This is a genomic window from Curtobacterium sp. 1544 (genome assembly GCF_040544915.1).
In the GTDB taxonomy this organism is placed as follows: domain Bacteria; phylum Actinomycetota; class Actinomycetes; order Actinomycetales; family Microbacteriaceae; genus Curtobacterium; species Curtobacterium pusillum_C.
Map to the genome: position 1 here is coordinate 134,293 of NZ_JBEPKX010000006.1, position 18,334 is coordinate 152,626.

The 18,334-nt window shown below is 72.2% G+C and carries 15 protein-coding genes and 1 pseudogene; 12 read left to right on the forward strand and 4 right to left on the reverse strand.

All coding sequences use genetic code 11. The features are described from left to right. The first annotated feature begins 2 nt into the window (after window positions 1–2). From ABIC61_RS05900 to ABIC61_RS05915, 4 genes are read left to right on the forward strand one after another with little or no spacing between them, the layout of a single operon-like run. Window positions 3–857 carry a hypothetical protein gene (locus tag ABIC61_RS05900; RefSeq protein ID WP_354029159.1) on the forward strand — a complete coding sequence of 285 codons (855 nt, stop codon included), beginning with the start codon at window positions 3–5 and terminating at the stop codon, window positions 855–857. Continuing rightward, window positions 854–4,894 carry a type VII secretion protein EccCa gene (gene eccCa / locus ABIC61_RS05905; protein ID WP_354029160.1) on the forward strand — a complete coding sequence of 1,347 codons (4,041 nt, stop codon included), beginning with the start codon at window positions 854–856 and terminating at the stop codon, window positions 4,892–4,894. Before ABIC61_RS05900 ends, eccCa begins: the two co-directional genes overlap by 4 nt. Beyond that, window positions 4,884–5,231, forward strand: a complete 348-nt coding sequence (locus ABIC61_RS05910; protein ID WP_354029161.1) for a hypothetical protein — start codon at window positions 4,884–4,886, stop codon at window positions 5,229–5,231. Before eccCa ends, ABIC61_RS05910 begins: the two co-directional genes overlap by 11 nt. Window positions 5,232–5,266: 35 nt before the next feature. Beyond that, the gene (locus tag ABIC61_RS05915; protein ID WP_354029162.1) at window positions 5,267–5,836 is read left to right on the forward strand and encodes a hypothetical protein; all 570 of its coding nucleotides are present in this window, start codon (window positions 5,267–5,269) and stop codon (window positions 5,834–5,836) included. Window positions 5,837–5,906: 70 nt separating this feature from the next. Here the strand turns inward: ABIC61_RS05915 and ABIC61_RS05920 are convergent, their stop codons facing one another. The 4 genes from ABIC61_RS05920 to ptsP form a co-directional block, all read right to left on the reverse strand. Further along, on the reverse strand, window positions 5,907–7,064 hold the full coding sequence (locus ABIC61_RS05920) for a mannitol-1-phosphate 5-dehydrogenase (protein WP_354029163.1): 1,158 nt from the start codon (window positions 7,062–7,064) through the stop codon (window positions 5,907–5,909). Next, on the reverse strand, window positions 7,061–7,498 hold the full coding sequence (locus ABIC61_RS05925) for a PTS mannitol transporter subunit IIA (protein WP_079236519.1): 438 nt from the start codon (window positions 7,496–7,498) through the stop codon (window positions 7,061–7,063). Before ABIC61_RS05925 ends, ABIC61_RS05920 begins: the two co-directional genes overlap by 4 nt. Window positions 7,499–7,572: 74 nt before the next feature. Continuing rightward, window positions 7,573–9,126, reverse strand: a complete 1,554-nt coding sequence (locus ABIC61_RS05930) for a PTS mannitol transporter subunit IIBC (protein WP_354029164.1) — start codon at window positions 9,124–9,126, stop codon at window positions 7,573–7,575. A 59-nt stretch (window positions 9,127–9,185) separates the two neighbouring features. Continuing rightward, window positions 9,186–10,841 carry a phosphoenolpyruvate--protein phosphotransferase gene (gene ptsP / locus ABIC61_RS05935; protein WP_144752257.1) on the reverse strand — a complete coding sequence of 552 codons (1,656 nt, stop codon included), beginning with the start codon at window positions 10,839–10,841 and terminating at the stop codon, window positions 9,186–9,188. A 254-nt stretch (window positions 10,842–11,095) separates the two neighbouring features. Here ptsP and ABIC61_RS05940 point away from each other — a divergent pair, with 254 nt between their 5' ends. The 8 genes and pseudogenes from ABIC61_RS05940 (at window position 11,096) to ABIC61_RS05975 (ending at window position 18,191) form a co-directional block, all read left to right on the forward strand. Next, window positions 11,096–11,866, forward strand: coding sequence for a DeoR/GlpR family DNA-binding transcription regulator (locus ABIC61_RS05940; RefSeq protein ID WP_144752254.1), 771 nt, complete (start codon window positions 11,096–11,098; stop codon window positions 11,864–11,866). A gap of 81 nt (window positions 11,867–11,947) precedes the next feature. Beyond that, window positions 11,948–12,220 (forward strand): HPr family phosphocarrier protein, encoded by a 273-nt coding sequence (locus tag ABIC61_RS05945; RefSeq protein WP_144752251.1) that lies wholly within the window; start codon window positions 11,948–11,950, stop codon window positions 12,218–12,220. Between the two features lie 145 nt (window positions 12,221–12,365). Then, complete coding sequence (locus tag ABIC61_RS05950; protein ID WP_354029165.1) at window positions 12,366–13,208, forward strand: exodeoxyribonuclease III; 843 nt, start codon at window positions 12,366–12,368, stop codon at window positions 13,206–13,208. 37 nt (window positions 13,209–13,245) lie between these two features. Next, complete coding sequence (gene trpS / locus ABIC61_RS05955) at window positions 13,246–14,256, forward strand: tryptophan--tRNA ligase (protein WP_354029166.1); 1,011 nt, start codon at window positions 13,246–13,248, stop codon at window positions 14,254–14,256. A gap of 14 nt (window positions 14,257–14,270) precedes the next feature. Further along, a complete protein-coding gene (locus ABIC61_RS05960; RefSeq protein WP_354029167.1) occupies window positions 14,271–14,849 on the forward strand; it encodes a GNAT family N-acetyltransferase in 579 nt (192 codons plus the stop codon). A gap of 62 nt (window positions 14,850–14,911) precedes the next feature. Beyond that, window positions 14,912–15,964 carry a bifunctional diaminohydroxyphosphoribosylaminopyrimidine deaminase/5-amino-6-(5-phosphoribosylamino)uracil reductase RibD gene (gene ribD, locus ABIC61_RS05965; RefSeq protein ID WP_354029170.1) on the forward strand — a complete coding sequence of 351 codons (1,053 nt, stop codon included), beginning with the start codon at window positions 14,912–14,914 and terminating at the stop codon, window positions 15,962–15,964. A 29-nt stretch (window positions 15,965–15,993) separates the two neighbouring features. Next, a pseudogene (ribA, locus tag ABIC61_RS05970) lies at window positions 15,994–16,602 on the forward strand (GTP cyclohydrolase II); the annotation flags it as partial. 176 nt (window positions 16,603–16,778) lie between these two features. Next, window positions 16,779–18,191, forward strand: coding sequence for an MFS transporter (locus ABIC61_RS05975; RefSeq protein ID WP_354029168.1), 1,413 nt, complete (start codon window positions 16,779–16,781; stop codon window positions 18,189–18,191). The last annotated feature ends 143 nt before the right edge of the window (window positions 18,192–18,334 follow it).

Sequence of the window (18,334 nt, forward strand, 5' to 3'; positions counted from 1 at the left end):
CGATGCGGCTCTTCGACGACGTGGTCCCCGCACTCGGACGGGCGTTCTTCGGCAGTGTGGCCGGCGGGGCGCGCGAACTCGACGACGCGCACCGGGCGATCCGGCAGGGCGTGCCGACGAGCCGGCGCATCGCCTTCGCGTCGCTGCGCGGCGGGACGGGCTGTTCCGCGACCGCGGCGGCCGTCGCGACGGTGCTGGCACGACGCCGGTCCGGACGCGTCCTCGGGGTGGACGGCGCCGCCGGGCTGCGCTCGTTCGCGATGCACGCCGGCGCCGACCGCACCGAACCGACGCCGCCGTCCGAGCGCCGCAGTGCCGCACGGACCTCGTGGGACGCGACCGACGGTCTGGCCGTGACCGGCTCGGGACTGCACGTGCTCCGGATCGGCGACCCGCGCCTCCCGAGCCGTCAGGCGGCGCCCGCGGACTGGACCGACGCCGTCGACCCGATCGCCCGCTTCTTCGACGTCGTCGTCGGCGACTGGGGGTCCCGCAGTCCCTTCGTCGACCTCGGTGCCGTCGCCGCGGACGCGCACGTCGTCGCGCTCGTCACCGGACCGGACCGACCGTCGGTCGAGGAGGGCGTGGCGCACGCCGACGCGATCCGTCGACACGCACCCGGGTCGCGCGTGCTCGTCGTCCCCGTCGACACCACCGGCACCGGGCTCCGCGCGGCTCGCACGGCCGCGGAGTGGCCCGACCACGCCGTGCACCCGATCCCGAGCGATCCGAGCGTCACCGGCGGCGGCGACCGTCCGACGGCCTCACGCATCGCCCTCATCCAGCTCACCGCGGCCCTCGTCGACGCCGCCGTCGACCGCCGCGTCGACCGTCACGCACCGGAGGTGTCCCGGTGAACCGCATCGTGCACCGACCCGCACGGGTCTCCACGCCGCTCGTCCGCCCCGACGCCGAGCAGCTCGCCCCGCCGCCCCAGCTCCCCGAGGGCCCGAGCGGCGGCATCCCCCTGCAGTCCCTGCTGCCCGTGGTCGGTGCGATCTCGTCCGTCGTGATGATGGTCGTGCTGCGGGGCAACAACCCGGTGCTCATGGTCGTCGCGGCGCTGGTCTTCGTGGTCGCCCTCGTCGGTGGCCTCGGCATGGCGTTCACCCAGCGCGGCAACGCCGTGCGCAACCGTCGCACCCAGCGTGAGCGGTACCTCGACTACCTCGAGGAGCTCCGCGGCGACCTCCGTGCCCGGACGACGGCGGTGCGCGAACGCGCCGAGCACGTCGACCCGACGCCGGACACCCTCCCCCGGCTCGTCGGGGACCCGGCGCGGCTGTGGGAGCGTCGTCGGGCCCACGCCGACTTCCTGCGCGTCCGGGTCGGCTCGGGCGACGTCGCCTGGCTCGACCTCACGGTGCCGCCGGACCAGAACCCCGTGCAGCCCCTCGACCCGCTGATGCTCGCCGAGCTCGAGCAGGTGGCCGAGCACTACGGGACCGTGCACGCCATGCCGATCGCGATCCGGCTCGACGACGCCGGTGACGTCTCGGTGGTCGGCGACCGAGCCGCCGTGCTCGACGTCGCCCGTGCCCTCGTCGCCCAGCTCGCGGCGATGCACGCGCCGGAGGACCTGCACCTCGCGGCGGCGTTCCCGGCCGACCGCGCGGACGACTGGGACTGGTTCGACCTGCTCCCGCACGCCCGGATGGACCGCACCTTCGACGGCCCGCTGCGCGCCCGGCGGGTGGCCGAGGACGTCCCGACGCTCGCCCGCACCCTCGCGGGGGAACTCGGCGAGCGCGCCCGGACCGCGGCGATGTGGCGGCGGTCGGGCGACTCGGGCAAGCGGAGCGACCTCCCACGTCTCGTGGTCGTCGCGGACGAGCACGGCAGCGTGGCCGTCCCCCTCGCGCTGCCGGAGGGCGAGACCCGCCCGGAGGACCTCCGCATCACGGTGGTGCACCTCGTCGCCGACAGACTGCACGAACCCTCGGACGTGCGGGTGCGCGTGACGGCACGGTCGTCCACGCCCGAAGACGGCTCCGGTCGCACCCTGCTCGAGATCGTCGACGCGCGCGACGTGGCCGAGGGCGAGCCCGCCCCCGTGCAGGCAGCCGTCTGCGACCCGGTCGCCCCGACCCTCGTCACCGCCGTCGCCCGCGCGCTCGCTCCCCTGCGGTTGTCCGCCGACGCCGAGGAACGCGCCGAGTCGTCGGCCGCGATCGGCGTCACCGACCTGCTCGGGGTGGAGGACGTCACGACGATCGACCCCGACCGCACCTGGCGTCCCCGTGCACCGCGTGACTTCCTGCGCGTGCCGATCGGCGTCGACGACTTCGGCGCCCCGCTGTTGCTCGACCTGAAGGAGTCGGCGCAGCTCGGCATGGGGCCGCACGGCATCTGCATCGGCGCCACCGGTTCCGGCAAGAGCGAGATGCTCCGCACACTGGTGCTCGGCCTCGCGGTGTCGCACCCGCCGGAGGACCTCGCGATGATCCTCGTCGACTACAAGGGCGGTGCGGCGTTCGCCCCGTTCGCCCGGTTGCCGCACGTCGCCGGCCTCATCGACAACCTCGCCGACGACCCGCAGCTCACCCGCCGTGCGCGTGCGTCCATCGCGGGCGAGGTGCGCCGTCGCCAGGAGATGCTCCGCGACGCCGGGGCCGCGCCGTCGATCACGCACTACCGGGAGCTCCGCACGCACCGGCCCGAGCTGCCGCCGATGCCGCACCTCGTGCTCGTGATCGACGAGTTCGGCGAACTGCTCACGGCGGAACCCGAGTTCGTCGACCTGCTGCTCATGATCGGCCGCATCGGGCGCTCCATCGGCGTGCACCTGCTGCTCTCCAGCCAGCGGATCGAAGCCGGCAAGCTCCGTGGCCTCGACACCTACCTGTCGTACCGGCTCGGACTCCGCACCTTCTCGGAGGCCGAGAGCCAGGTCGTCCTGGACACCGGCGACGCGTTCCACCTGCCCGCGGTCCCGGGCTACGGCTACCTGAAGGTCGACACCAGCGTGTACACCCGGTTCCGGTCCGGCTACGTGTCCGGCCCGATCGAGGACGCCTCCCCCGCCTCGGCCGCGGCACCGACGTCCGCCGACACCGCGCCGGAGCCGTTCGAGCTGCCGGTCTACAACACCCTCGCGACCGAGGACGACGAACCGGGCGAGGCGACGCTCGAGTCCCCCGACGTCGGCCGGAGCGTGGTCGACGAGGCGGTCGAACGCCTCGGCCGCGGCGACCGGGCGACGACGCCGGTGTGGCTCCCGCCGCTGCCCACCCGTCTGGCGCTCGGCGCCGTGCTCGACCCGAACGCCGATGCGGACCCGACCGGCATCACGGTGCCGATCGGTCTGCTCGACGACCCGGCACGCCAGCGGCAGCGGCCGTGGATGCTCGACCTCACGCAGGGCGGCGGCCACGTCGCGGTCATCGGCGCGCCCGGTTCCGGTCGGACCACCTTCCTGCGTTCGGTCGCCGCGTCCATCGCGCTCACCACGACGCCGCGCCAGGTGAGCGTGTACGGCATGGACCTGGCCGGCGGTGGCCTCGGCCGCATCGAGGGCTTCCCGCACGTCGGTGGCGTCGCGACCCGGGCCGACCGGAACCGCCTGCTCCGCCTCGTCGAGGAGCTCCAGGCGATGATCCGGTTGCGCGAGCGGGTGTTCCGCGACCACGGCATCGACTCGCTCGCCATGCTGCGGAGCCGGCACGCCGCCGGACGGGTGCCCGAGCTGGGGTCCGCCGACGTCGTCCTGCTCATCGACGGCTTCGGCGTGATGCGTACCGAGTTCGAGGAACTCGAGGACGCCTTCGGCGACCTGCTCCAGCGCGGTGGCAGCTTCGGCATCCACGTCATCGTCGCACTCACCCGCTGGAACGAGCTGCGGCTCGCGAACCAGCCGCTCATCGGGCAGCGCTTCGAGCTGCGGCTGAACGACCCGGCCGACTCGACCATCGCCCGCGCGGCGGCGGCCACCCTGAAGTCCGGTGAGCCGGGCCGCGTCCTGACCGGCGACGAGCTGTTCGGCCAGGTCGCGCTGCCGGTGCTCGACGACGTCGAGGACGGTGCGGTCGGCGACGAGCTGGCGGCACTCGCCCAGCGCGTCGCGGACAGCTGGGGCGGCCCCGCGGCAGCGCCGATCCGGCTGCTCCCGGAGTCGTTCGACCCCGCCGAGCTGCCGGACCCGCTCGCCTCGCCGGACACCGTGCCGTTCGCGCTGCGGCAGGACACGATGGACTTCGTGGCGTTCGACCCCGCGGTCGACCAGCACCTGCTCGTGTTCGGTGACACCGCCAGCGGCAAGACCGCACTCCTCCGGGGCCTCGCCGCCGGGTTCATGGAACGGTCGAGCCCGGACGAGCTCGTCCTCGCCTTCATGGACGTCCGAGGCGGTGCTGCGGCGGGCACCCCGGACGACTTCCTCGGCGGGCACGCTGCGAACGGCCGGGACGCCCGCGGGCTGGCGGCCGCCATCGCCGCCGAGCTCGAACAGCGGGCCGCCGGCACCTCGACCGGTCCTCGGCCGCGCATCGTGGTCCTCGTCGACGACTACGACATCGTCGCCTCGGCAGGCACCGACCCGCTCGCGCCGCTCATGCCGTACCTGCCGTCCGCGCGCGACCTCGGGCTGCACGTCGTCCTGACGCGACCGGTCGCCGGTGCCGCGCGTGCGATGTACGACACCGTGATCCAGTCCATCCGGGACTCCGGGGCCACCGGACTCGTACTGAGCGGCGAGCGGTCCGAGGGCCAGGTCTTCCCGAAGGTCTACGCCGAGCAGTTCCCGCCCGGACGCGGCCGTCTCGTGCGCCGCGGCACCGCGCCCCGGATCGTGCAGGTGGCCCACTTCGCCGCGGCTCCGACGACGCAGCCGGCGCGCTCCGACGCCGCGGGCCAGACCACCGTCCTCGACCCGAAGGGAGCCGTCGATGCCCCGTGACGTCCTCATCCTGTCCGCGAGCGCGCCCGAGCTCGCGGCGTTCGTCGACGCCGGTGCCGACGTGGCGCCCGACCTGCGCGTCCGGACGCTCGAGGGCGGTGCGGTGACCGAGGTCGTCGACCGCCGGGGCTCCGCGGTGCTCAGCGTCCAGGTGCCCGAGTACGTCGAGAACACCGCCGAGGTCACGCGTCTGGCACCGTGGGCGACCGTCGACGGTCCGGTGTGGTGGACCGAGGCGTGGGCACCGTGGGGGTCCGCCGGTGACGTCGGTGTCGAGATCGCCCGCGCGTTCGCCGCAGCGATCGGCGCCCAGGTCCTCGTGGAGGACGGCTCGTGAGCGACCTCCCACCGACCTCGGCTCCGCTCCCTCCGATGCCCGGATCACGGCGCGCGGCCCTGCAGCGTGCCCGGACGGTCATCGTCACGGGGGTCGCCGGCGGCACCGGCACGACCACGGTCGCGGCACTCCTCGCGGACGCGATCGGCGGCCGACTCGGCGTGGTCGTGCAGGCGACGGACCACTCCGGCGGTGAGCTCGCCGCCCGACTGCCGTCGCTCGAGCCGGCGACCACGCGGGTGACCCTGCACGACATGGGAGCGCACGTCGGGCCGGCCGCGGCGCTCGCGGCGACGCCGGAGAACTGCCTCGTCGTCGTCGGCCGAGCGACCGTCGACGGTGCCGCCGACGTGCGCGAGGCGCTCACGTCGATCGCGCACGAGCCCGACCCGACGCTGCTCGGCCGTTCGGTGGTCGTGCTCGTCGACCGCGCGGCGAAGCCGACCGCGGTGGACACGCGGGTGGTGCGGGACGCCGGCGTCGCCGGGGTCGTCGTGCTCCGCGCCGATGCGGCGCTCAGCCGCCCGGGGCGCATCGCCGTGGCAGACCTCGGCCGCGCCACGATCACGACGGTGTCGGAACTCCTGGCGGCCCTCGGCTGGTGAGCCTCACCCAAGACGGACGGGAGGCACGGTGCCAGCTGGCACCGTGCCTCCCGTCCGTCAGGTGGGAACGCTAGGCGCGCGCGGAACGCACCCGATCCGCGAACGCGGCGTGCAGCGGGTGCTGCTCGTCGAGACCGGTGATCTCCGTGACGACGGCCGCGTCGCTCCGGTCAGAGCGCAGCAACGTCTGCAGCTCGACGCTCTGCTCGTCGTCCGCGACGTCGAAGCGGAGCGCCGCACCCATCGCGTCGAGCAGCGCCGTGGGCTCGGTGCCGTCCTCGGCGAGGGCTGCGGCGGGCGACACGAAACGCTCGTCCCGCGAGAGCTTCCGCAGCGGCTGCCGACCGACCCGCGTCACCGTATCGGGCAGGTGCGGGTTCTCGAAACGACCGATGATCGCCTGCACGTAGGCGCGGTGCACCTCGGGGTCGAGCTCGTGCCGACGGACCAGCAGGTCGCTCGTCTCGGCGAGGACCGACTCGAGTTCGGAGCGGACCGCGGGGATCGCGATCGCGTCGGAGATCTTGTCCGCGCCCGCGAGGAAGCCGTGGTAGGCGACCGTGGCGTGGCCCGTGTTGACCGTGAAGAGCTTCCGTTCGATCGACGCTGCGAGGCCGTCGACGTAGTGCGCGCCGGGGATCTCCGGCTCGGTGCCACCGAACGGGGTCCGGTCGATGGCCCACTCGAAGTACGTCTCGACCGTGACGTCGAGGCCGCCGCCCTCGGGCTGCGCCGGGACGATGCGGTCCACCGCGGTGTTCGCGAAGACGGCCTTGGCGAGGGCCTGGTCGCGGACGTCGGTCGGGAGCGCCTCGACGATGAACTCGCGCAGGCGGTCCGTGGCGTTGAGGGCGTTCTCGCACGCCATGACGGCGATCGGCGGGGCACCGGCGTCGCGCTGCTGGAGCGCGGCGGCGATCACCGGAGCGATGAACTTCAGCACGTTCGGCCCGACCGCGCAGGTCACGATCGACGCGGTGGCGATCTCGGCGACGACGGCCGCTTCGTCCTGCGCACTGTTCAGGGCGCGGAAGTTCGTGACCTCGTGGTCGCGGGCGTTCGCGCCGACCTCGTGCACGGTGTACGAGTCGGCGGCGGCCAGCGCATCGATGAGTGGTGCGGCGACGTCGGCGAAGACGACTTCGTAGCCGGCCTCGTGCAGGAGCAGTCCGACGAAGCCGCGGCCGATGTTGCCCGCGCCGAAGTGGACGGCGGTGGGGGTGCTCACTCGTTGACCTCGCCGAGGATCGACAGGATCGCCGCGGTGTCGGGCGCGTCGGTGAGCTTCTGGACCTCGTCCTCGTCGGAGAACACGATCGCGATCTTGGACAGGATGTCGAGGTGCTCGTTGTTGACGCCCGCGATGCCGACGACGAAGCGCACCGGGTTGCCGTCCCAGTCGATCGGGCTCGCGTAGCGGATGAACGACAGCGCCGACGACTTGATGGCGTCCTTCGCGTCGTTCGTGCCGTGCGGGATCGCGAGGAAGTTGCCCATGTACGTGGACACGCTCTTCTCACGCTCGAGCATCGCCGGGTAGTAGTCCGCCGTGACCGCGCCCGCAGCCTCGAGGATCTCGGCCGCCTCCTTCATCGCCTCCGACTTGGTCGGCGCGGTGTCCTCGGTGTGGATGCGGATCTGGCTCTCCTGCAGGACGGGCATCGGTGGTTCTCCTTGTTGTTCGAGGACGTGGTGGAGGGGACGGCGTTCGCCGTCCCCTCCGATACTGCACTGCGTTACTGGTTCTTGAGCTGTTCGACGACCTCGTCGTACTGCGGCGCGTTCATGAAGTTGCCGACCGAGACGTGCTGCGCGCCCGGGTTCTTCTGCTTCGCGCGGTCCGTCAGCTCCTCCTGCGTGATGATGAGGTCCTCGGTGCCGTCGAGGTTCGCGATCGCCTTGTTGACGACCGTGACGCCCTCGATGCCCGCCTTCTTCACCTTGTTGCGGAGGACGCTCGCGCCCATGGCGCTGGACCCCATGCCGGCGTCGCAGGCGAACACGACGTTCTCGACGCGGGTGGCGGTGGCCGTGCCGGCGCCGACACCGCCGAGGGCGGCCTCCGACTCCTGCTCGTTCGCCGGGGAGTTGTTGCCGAGCAGGCCCGAGGTCGCGGCGTTCACGTCGCGGCCCTTGTTGGCCTGGAGCTTCGCCATCGCGGCGCTCATGTCGCCACCACCGTTCGCCAGGTCACGCTTGCGGGTCGCGATGAGGAAGAACGACGCCACGGCGAACGAGACCGCTGCGGAGAGGATGACCGACAGGATGACGCCGAGGAAGCTGTTCCGCTCCGTCGCGCCGAGCACGGCGAAGATCGAGCCAGGCGACGCCGGGGCGACGAGGCCGGACTTGAAGGCGACGTTCGTCGCGACGCCCGTGGCACCACCGAGGATGACGGCGATGAACAGGACCGGCTTCTGCAGCACGTACGGGAAGTAGATCTCGTGGATGCCGCCGAAGAACTGGATGATGATCGCGCCGGGAGCGGTCGAGCGGGCGATGCCGACACCGAAGAACGTGAAGGCGAGCAGGATGCCGAGACCGGGGCCGGGGTTCGCCTCGAGGAGGAACAGGATCGACTTGCCGGACTCCTGCACCTGCTGCGCGCCGAGCTGGTCGAGCACACCGTGGTTGATGGCGTTGTTGAGGAAGAACACCTTGGCCGGCTCGATGATCACGCTGGCGAGCGGGAGCAGCGAGTGCTGGACGAGGAAGTTCACCGCGTCGCCGAGGCCCTCGGCGATGAGCTTGAAGAGCGGCGCGAGCCAGAAGAACCCGGCCATGGCGAGCCCGAAGCCGAGGATGCCGGCCGCGTAGTTGTTGACGAGCATCTCGAAGCCCGGCTTGATCTTGCCGTCCCAGAGCTTGTCGATCTGCTTGATGAGGTACGCGCCGAGCGGACCGCAGATCATCGCGCCGAGGATCATCGTGGTGCCGTTCGCACCGATGATGACGCCCATGGTCATGATCGAACCGACCACCGCACCGCGGGTATCGTAGATCATCCGGCCACCCTGGATCGCGATCGCGAGCGGGATGAGGTAGGTCAGGATCGGCCCGACGAGGCCGACGTTGGCGACGCCGCCCGTCTCACCGAAGCCGCCGAGGATGCCCACGGGCGTCCAGCCGGTCTCGATGAAGAAGGCGGTGATGATGCCCCACGCGATGAAGATCGCGATGTTGGGCATGACCATGCCGGAGAGGAACGTGCCGAACTTCTGAACGGCGACGCGTGCGCCGCCCCGCGACTTCGCGGGAGCGTCGGGCGCTGCAACGGACGACGTTGTCATGTGCGGTGACTTTCTGTGTGGTGGTGCTGCTGCGGTGAAGGGGTGTGGTGCTGGTCGGCTCAGACGGCGTGCGCCGCGGCCGCGGCGGACTTCGCGGCCGCCGCCGTGCTCGCGGCGAGTGCCGCCTGTGCCATCTCGCGGGCCTGGTCGAGCGTGTGCCTGCCGAGTTCGGCGCGCACGTCGGCGAGGGCCGCGGGGGTCATGGAGAGGGTCGTGGCGCCGAGACCGACGAGGACGACGGCGAGCAGCGGGTCGGCTGCTGCCTCGCCGCAGATGCCCACGGCCTTGCCGGCGTCGGACCCGGCGGAGCCGAGCTGCGCGACGAGCCGGAGGACGGCGGGGTGCCACGGGTCCTGGTAGGACGCGACGGTGCCGAGCATGCGGTCGGCGGCCATCGTGTACTGGGTCAGGTCGTTCGTACCGATGGACACGAAGTCGGCGGAGGTGAAGACCTGCTCGGCCATCAGCGCGAGCGAGGGGACCTCGGCCATCACACCGGCGGTGCGGATGCCGAGCTCACGGGCGAGGTCGACGAAGTACTCGGTCTCCTCGGCGTCGGCGACCATCGGAGCCATCACCCAGAGGTCGGCCTCGGTCTCGGCGTCGGCCTGGGCGAGCGCGGTGAGCTGGTCGCGCAGGACCTCGGGGTGGTTCCGGAGTGCGCGGAGGCCGCGTCGCCCGAGGGCCGGGTTCTCCTCGTCCTTGTCGGTGAGGAACGGCAGCGGCTTGTCGGCACCGGCGTCGAGGGCGCGGACGACGACCTTCTTGCCGGGGAACGCCTCGAGCAGCTGCTTGTAGGAGGCCTTCTGCTCGTCGACGGTCGGCGCCTTCGGCGAGTCGAGGAAGAGGAACTCGGTGCGGAAGAGCCCCACGCCCTCCGCACCGAGAGCAACGGCGCCCGCGGCGTCGGCCGGGCTGCCGAGGTTCGCGAGCAGGGGGACGGTGTGTCCGTCGGCGAGGGCGCCGGCGGTGAGCGGGGCGGCGGCCGCGGCGAGGCGGTCGGCGATGCGCTGCTCGACGTCGGCGACGAGCTCGGCGGACGGGTCGGTCACGACGGTGCCGGCGGCCGCGTCCACGACGACGACGGTGCCGTCGGACAGGTCGTCCGCGCCGGTCACGCCGACGATCGCGGTGATGCCCTTCGCCCGGGCGAGGATCGCGGTGTGCGAGGTCGGGCCGCCGTCACGGGTGACGAGCGCGAGGACCTTGTCGAGGTCGAGGAGCGCGGTGTCCGCCGGCGCGAGGTCGCGGGCGACGAGCACGAAGGGGGTGTCCGACTCGGGCACACCCGGGGCTGCGACGCCGCGGAGCTTGGCGACGATGCGCTGGGCGACGTCGTCGAGGTCGGCCGCGCGCTCCCCCATGTAGCCACCCATGCCGACGAGCAGGTCGCGGAACTGGGCGAACGCCTCGTGCACGGCACGCTCGGGGTTGGTGCCGCCGTCGATGCGTGCGTGCACGTCGTCGAGGAGCGTCGGGTCCTGCGCCATGAGCGCCTGCGCCTCGAGCACGGCCTGGGCGTCGCCACCGGCGAGCTGTCCGCGCTTGTTGAGGTCCTCCGCCACCGCGGCGATCGCCGAGGCCACGGCCTGCTTCGCGTCGTCGGCCGAGCCCTCGAGCGCGGCGGTCGACGGTTCGCCGAGCGGGTCCGCCATCCGGAGCACGGGGCCCTGGGCGACGCCACGGCCGACGCCGGTTCCGAGCAGTTCGGACATTCGAGACTCCTTCATCTCACACGCGCTTGCGGTGGGGTGGTTCGTTCGGTGCGCAGCGACACGGAGGGAACCCCGCCCGTGCGGCTTGAGCAGCACCATACCCCGATCCGCGTTGACAAACAAACACATCCGGGGATAAAAATGCAGAAACAGATGCCCGTTTGCGTCTGGCGGCTGAACCGAAGCGCTCGGATCAGCCGAGGACGTGCCCGAGCGTGTCCGTTCCGTTCCGACCCGAGACGACGAGGCCCACGATGTACGCACCAGAGCGCCACCAGCGCATCGTCGAACAGGCGCGTGCGCAGGGCCGGGTCGACGTCAAGGACCTCGCCGAGCTGCTCGAGGTCACCCCCGAGACCATCCGGCGCGACCTCACGAGCCTCGAGCGCCGCGGCCTGGTCCGTCGTGCCCACGGCGGCGCCATCCCCGTCGAGCGCATCACCATCCACCCCGGCGTCGGCGACCGCGGCGGCATCAACCAGACGGAGAAGATGGTCATCGCCGAGGCGGCGCTCGGCGAGCTGCCCGAGAACGGCTCGGTCATGATCGACGCCGGGACGTCGACGATCTGCCTCGCCGAGATGCTCCCCACCGACCGCGGGCTCACCGTCGTGACGCACTCGCTGCCCGTCGCGATGGCCGTCGCGAACCGCCCGGGCATCGACCTGCACCTGCTCGGCGGCAACATCCGCAGCGACTCCCTCGCCGGGGTCGGCACGTGGACGCACCAGCTCATCGGCATGGTCAGCGTCGACGTCGCCTTCATCAGCATCAACGGGATCACCCCGGAGCGCGGCCTGACGACGCACAACATGGCCGAGGCCGCCGTGAAGTCCGCGATGATCAAGTCCGCGCGCCGGAGCATCCTGCTCGCCGACCACACCAAGTTCGGGCGCGAGGAGTTCGGCCGCGTCGCCCCGCTCGCCGCGATCGACACGATCATCACCGACCCCGCCGTGAACGCCGACCTCGTGCGTGAGGTCGAGGCCGCCGGCACCGAGGTCTTCTGGCCCGGACGCGACTGACCACGTCCACCGCCCGTCCAGCACCCGCCCACACCGCGCTCGCTACCATGAGCGCACCACCCATCGACGAGGAGTCAATCGATGTCCGAAGCCACCCGCACCGTCACCGTCGCCAGCGCGTCCGGCCTGCACGCCCGCCCCGCCTCCCTGTTCGTCCAGACCGTGACGGCGTCGGGCCACCAGGTCACGATCGCGAAGGGCGAGAAGTCCGGCAACGCGGGCAGCATCCTCGCGCTCCTCGGCCTGGGCATCGAGAACGGCGACGAGGTCACGCTCACCGTGAACGGCGACGACGCCGAGACGACCGCGGACAGCCTGGTCGAGTTCCTCAAGACGGACCACGACGCGGCCTGACCACGCGGGTCGCGTCCTCGACGCGACCACCCGACGGACTGGAGGCGCGGTGCCAGCTGGCACCGCGCCTCCAGTCCGTCGTCGTGTCGCCACCACCGCGACCGGTGCGTCCGGCCTGTCGGCGCCCGCCGATAAGGTGTTCTGCATGACACGCCTGCGCCTCGCATCCGTCAACGTGAACGGCGTCCGCGCCGCCTTCCGCAAGGGGATGGGCGACTGGCTCGCCACACGCGACGTCGACGTGCTGGCCCTGCAGGAGGTCCGTGCTTCGAGCGACGACCTCGCCGGCCTGCTCGGCGACGAGTGGGACCTCGTGCACGACCCGGCCACCGCCAAGGGCCGCGCGGGCGTCGCGATCGCTTCTCGACACAGCGCCCACGTGCACCGCGTGGCGCTCGGCGCCGACGACTTCGACTCGGCAGGCCGCTGGCTCGAGGCCGACTACGAGATCGGCGGCACCACCGTCACCGTGGTGTCCACCTACGTCCACTCGGGCGAGGTCGACACCCCGAAGCAGGACGAGAAGTGGAAGTTCCTCGACGCGATGACGGAGCGCCTGCCGAAGCTCCGCGAGCACAACCCGCTCGCCGTCGTCGTCGGCGACCTCAACGTCGGGCACGACCAGCGCGACATCAAGAACTGGAAGGGCAACGTGAAGCGCGCCGGCTTCCTGCCCCGCGAGCGCGCCTACTTCTCGCGCTTCTTCGGCGCCGACGGCACCGAGGTCGAGGGCGCGGACGGCTCGACCGGTACCGGCCTGGGCTGGGTCGACGTCGGCCGCGAGCAGGCTGGCGACGTCGAGGGGCCGTACACCTGGTGGTCCTGGCGCGGCCAGGCGTTCGACAACGACACGGGCTGGCGCATCGACTACCAGATGGCGACCCCGGAGCTCGCCGCGAAGGTCACGCAGTACACGGTCGACCGGGCCGCGGCGTACGACCAGCGATGGTCCGACCACGCCCCCGTGGTCGTCGACTACGAACTCTGATGTCCCACTCCTCCAGCAGCTACAGGACAGCAACACCATGACCAAGACGCGCATCTTCTCGGGCATCCAGCCCTCGGCCGGATCCCTCCACCTCGGCAACTACATCGGCGCGCTCATGCAGTGGAGGACGCTGCTCGACGACTACGACGCGATCTACTGCGTCGTCGACATGCACGCGATCACCTCCCCGCAGGACCCGGCCGAGCTCCGGGCGAACACCCGCGCCACGGCCGCGCAGTACATCGCCTCGGGCATCGACCCGACCAAGGCGACGCTGTTCGTGCAGTCGCACGTGCCGGCGCACGCCGAGCTCGCGTGGGTGCTCAACACCCTCACCGGCTTCGGCGAGGCGAGCCGGATGACCCAGTTCAAGGACAAGTCGGCGCGGCAGGGTGCCGAGGCCGCATCGGTCGGGCTGTTCACGTACCCGGTGCTGATGGCGGCGGACATCCTGCTGTACGACACGAAGGTGGTGCCGGTCGGCGACGACCAGCGGCAGCACGTCGAACTCACGCGCGACCTCGCCGGCCGCTTCAACTCGCGGTTCGGTGACACGTTCGTCGTGCCGGAGGCCCGGATCCTCACGGACACGGCCCGGATCTACGACCTGCAGGACCCGACGAGCAAGATGAGCAAGTCGGCGGCGTCCGACAACGGCCTCATCCGGCTGCTCGACGACCCGAAGCGCACGGCGAAGAAGATCCGTTCGGCGGTCACCGACACCGAGCGGGAGATCCGGGCGGACCGGCAGGCCAAGCCGGGCATCACGAACCTGCTGTCGATCCTGTCGGCGTTCACCGGCACCCCGGTCGCCGCGCTCGAGGAGTCGTTCCAGGGCAAGGGCTACGGCGACCTGAAGGGCGAGGTCGCGGACGCCGTCGTGGCCGAGCTCGAGCCGGTGCGCGCCCGCACGCTCGAGCTCCTCGACGACCCCGCCGAGCTCGACCGGCTCCTCGAGGTCGGTGCCGAGCGTGCCGAGTCGATCGCGTCCGAGACCCTCGCGAAGGTCTACGAGCGCATCGGCTTCGTGCCGCGTCCCCGGCGCTGACCGCCGGTACGGACATGATCCCCGTCACGTTGACGTCCGCCCGGGTGCACCTCGACGTGCCCACCCGGGCGGACGTCGCCGCGATCACCGAGGCCTGCCAGGACCCCGCGATCGTGCGGTGGACCACGATCCCGACGCCGTACACGGCACGGGACGCCACCACGTTCGTCGACGCCCTCGTGGGACCGGGGTGGGCGTCCGACCGCGAGTACACCTGGGCGATCCGCCGAACGGGGTCGACCTGGCTCGAGGGCATCGTCGGCTACCGGACCGCGAACCGCGACCTCGGGTTCTGGCTCGCGCCGTCCGCCCGCGGTGCCGGACTCATGCACGACACCGTCGGCCTCGTGCTCGACTGGGCGTTCGAGCAGGGCGCTCCCGACGTGTACTGGGAGTGCTACGCGGGCAACACGGCGTCGGCGTCCGTCGCACGGGCCGCCGGCTTCTCGTACACCGGCACGGGCGAGGCCCGGATCCCCGGACGCGACGGTGCGCCGACGACGGCGTGGAAGGGCCTCCGTCGAGCCGACGGGTCCCCGGCGTCCGACCTCGCCTGGCCGGTGGAGACGTTCGCCGCCGGCGACGTCGGCTGACGGTCCCACGCCGGTAGTCTCGGGTCGTGAGCAGCACCCCCACCCCGGCCGAGGTCCGCGCGATGCGCCGTGGCCTCGAACTCGCCGCGCTCGGCCCCGCGGTCGGTGACCACGCCCGCGTCGGGGCGGTCATCCTCTCCCCCGCCGGTGACGTCCTCGCCGAGGGCTGGCACAAGGGCGCTGGCACCCCGCACGCCGAGGTCGACGCGATGACCAAGGTCCCGGCCGAGGTCCTCCGCGGTGCCACCGCGGTCGTCACGCTCGAACCCTGCAACCACACCGGCCGCACCGGCCCCTGTGCCGTCGCGCTCATCGAGGCCGGCATCGGACGCGTCGTCTACGCGATCGACGACCCGGGCTCGGACGTGCACGGCGGCGGCGACCGGCTCCGCGCCGCCGGCGTCGAGGTCGTCTCCGGGGTGCTCGCTGACGAGGCCGAGGCGTTCCTCGAGCGGTGGCTCCTCTCCGTCCGCCTGGGTCGGCCGTGGGTCACCGTCAAGTGGGCGTCGAGCCTGGACGGCCGCGCCGCCGCCGCCGACGGCACGAGCCAGTGGATCACCGGTGCCGCCGCGCGCCAGCACGTGCACGAGCAGCGCGCCGCCCACGACGCGATCCTCGTCGGCACCGGGACCGTGCTCGCCGACGACCCGACCCTCACCGCGCGGGGCGACGCCGGCGAACTCCTCGCCGACCAGCCGTTGCCCGTGGTGTTCGGCGACCGCCCGGTCCCCGACGCCGCCGCCGTGCGCCGGCACCCCCGCGGGCTCGTCACACTGCCGGGCCACGACCTCACCGCCTCGCTCAGCGCCCTGCGCGGCCACGGTGTGCACTCGGTGTTCGTCGAGGGCGGCCCCACGGTCGCGTCGGCGCTCATCGCCGCGGGGCTCGTCGACGAGTACCTCGTGTACCTCGCACCCGTCCTGCTCGGCGGCCCCCGTGTTGCCCTCGATGACGTCGGTGTGGGAAGCATCGGCGAGCGTCGGAGGTTGGACGTACTATCGACCACCAGCCTCGGCCCCGACCTGCTGGTCCGAGCTCGACCCCACCGCCAGGCCCGGCCGGTGGCGGACGCGCTCGGAGACGAGGGGCCCCAGAACGACCGGAGCACCCCATGACCGACGCACTCACCTCCCCCACCCCCGGGAGCCCGGTCCAGTTCGAGGTGTCCACGAACGTCCCGACGACCCACGGCACGTTCGAGATGCGCGCTTACCGCGACCTCGTGACGAGCGCCGAGCACGTCGCGATCATCGGCACCGGCCCGGACGGTGCCGCTCCCCGCGACGGCGCGCTCGTCCGTGTGCACTCGGAGTGCCTGACGGGCGAGGCGTTCGGGTCGCTCAAGTGCGAGTGCGGTCCGCAGCTCGACGCGGCCCTCGACACGATCGCTGCCGAGGGCGGGGTGGTGATCTACCTGCGCGGGCAGGAGGGCCGCGGCATCGGGCTCATCAACAAGCTGAAGGCCTACCGCCTGCAGGAAGACGGCCTCGACACCCTCGACGCGAACCTCGCGCTCGGCCTCCCCGCCGACTCTCGCGCGTACGGCGGCGCGGCCGGCATCCTCGCCGACCTCGGCATCACGAGCGTCCGGCTGCTCTCGAACAACCCGGAGAAGCGCCGTCAGCTCGAGGAGCACGGCATCACGGTCGAGAGCCTCGTGCCGCTCGTCGTCGGCGTCTCCGCGCAGAACACCGGGTACCTCGACACGAAGCGCGACCGGATGGGCCACCAGCTCCCCGCCCACCTGGGCTGATTCGCAGGTGCACGACATCTGTCGTAGGATGGGGGCTTCCGTCACAAGCGGTCCACCACCACAGCCGAACGCACCCGATCGGTGTCCGCGCCACCCTGCGCGAACCGACCGGTGTCCGCCGTCCGGCTGACCGCTGCGCTCCCCTCGAGCGCTCCCCCACGGAGTCCCCTCACCCCATGTCCGCCGCACCGGCACCCGCAGCCCCGAAGACCGCCGGCAATCCGCGCTCCCGCGTCGTGATCGCCAGCCTCGTCGGCACCTCCATCGAGTTCTACGACTTCTACGTCTACGCGACGGCCGCGGTCCTCGTCTTCCCGACGCTGTTCTTCCCGAACGAGGACCCGACGGCGTCGCAGCTGTCCTCGTTCGTGACCTTCGCCCTCGCGTTCTTCGCGCGTCCGGTCGGATCGGTCCTCTTCGGCCACTTCGGTGACCGTGTCGGCCGCAAGGCGACCCTCGTCGCGTCCCTGCTCGTGATGGGCACCGCCACGTTCCTGATCGGCTGCCTGCCGACGTTCGACTCGATCGGCATCTGGGCCCCCGTGCTGCTCGCCGTGATGCGCTTCGCACAGGGCGTCGGCCTCGGTGGCGAGTGGTCCGGCGCGGCCCTGCTCGCCACGGAGAACGCCCCGAAGGGCAAGCGCGGCGTGTTCGGTTCGATGCCGCAGCTCGGCGCCCCGATCGGCTTCCTGCTCGCCAACGGCCTGTTCATCGCGATCAACGCGGCGATGCCGGCCGGCGCCGACGGCACCCCGAACCCCGACTTCCAGGCCTGGGGCTGGCGTCTGCCGTTCCTGCTCTCGGCGGTCCTCGTGATCGTCGGCCTGTACGTGCGGTTCAAGCTCGTCGAGTCCCCGGTGTTCCGCGGTGTCCAGGAGTCCGGCACGGTCGCGAAGATCCCGCTGGCCCGGGTCTTCCGCACGTCGTGGAAGCCCCTCATCGTCGGCACCTTCGGCATGGTCGCCACGTACGTGCTCTTCTACTTCATGACGACGTTCACGCTGTCGTACGGCACGACGGGCGCCGAGGCGGGGCCGCTCGTCCCGAAGATCGGGCTCGGCTACACCCGCGGCGAGTTCCTGACGCTCCTGATGATCGGCGTCGTGTTCTTCGGCATCTTCACCCCGGTCGCCGGCATGCTCGCCGACAAGTTCGGGCGTCGTCGCACCCTCATCCCGACGACCGTCGGCATCGCGCTGTTCGGCCTCACGTTCCAGTTCTGGTTCGCGGCGTCGACCGGTCCGATCACGGTCGTGACCTTCCTCATCGTGGGCCTGTCGCTGATGGGCCTGACGTTCGGCCCGATGGGTGCCCTGCTGCCGGAGCTGTTCCCCACGAACGTCCGGTACACGGGTTCGGCGATCGCGTACAACGTCGCCTCGATCCTCGGTGCCTCGCTCGCCCCGACGATCGCCCTGGCGCTCTGGAAGCCGGACGGGAACATCTTCCTGGTCCGTCTGTACCTGACGATCGCGGCCGTGGTCACCCTCGTCGCGCTCCTGTTCGTCCGCGAGACGAAGAGCGCCGGCCTCGACGAGGCGGACCGGTCCGGCACGCCGGACGCGGCCCCTGCCGAGGCGCGCGCCTGACGCGACCCCTGTTCGGACTGGAGGCGGGGGGGGGGCGGGGGGCCCCCCCCCCCCCCCGCGGGGGGGGGGGGGGGGGGCCCGGGGGGGCCGCCCGCACGCGCGGGCCCCCCGCGGCCCCCCCCCCGCGGTCGGGGGCAGAAAAC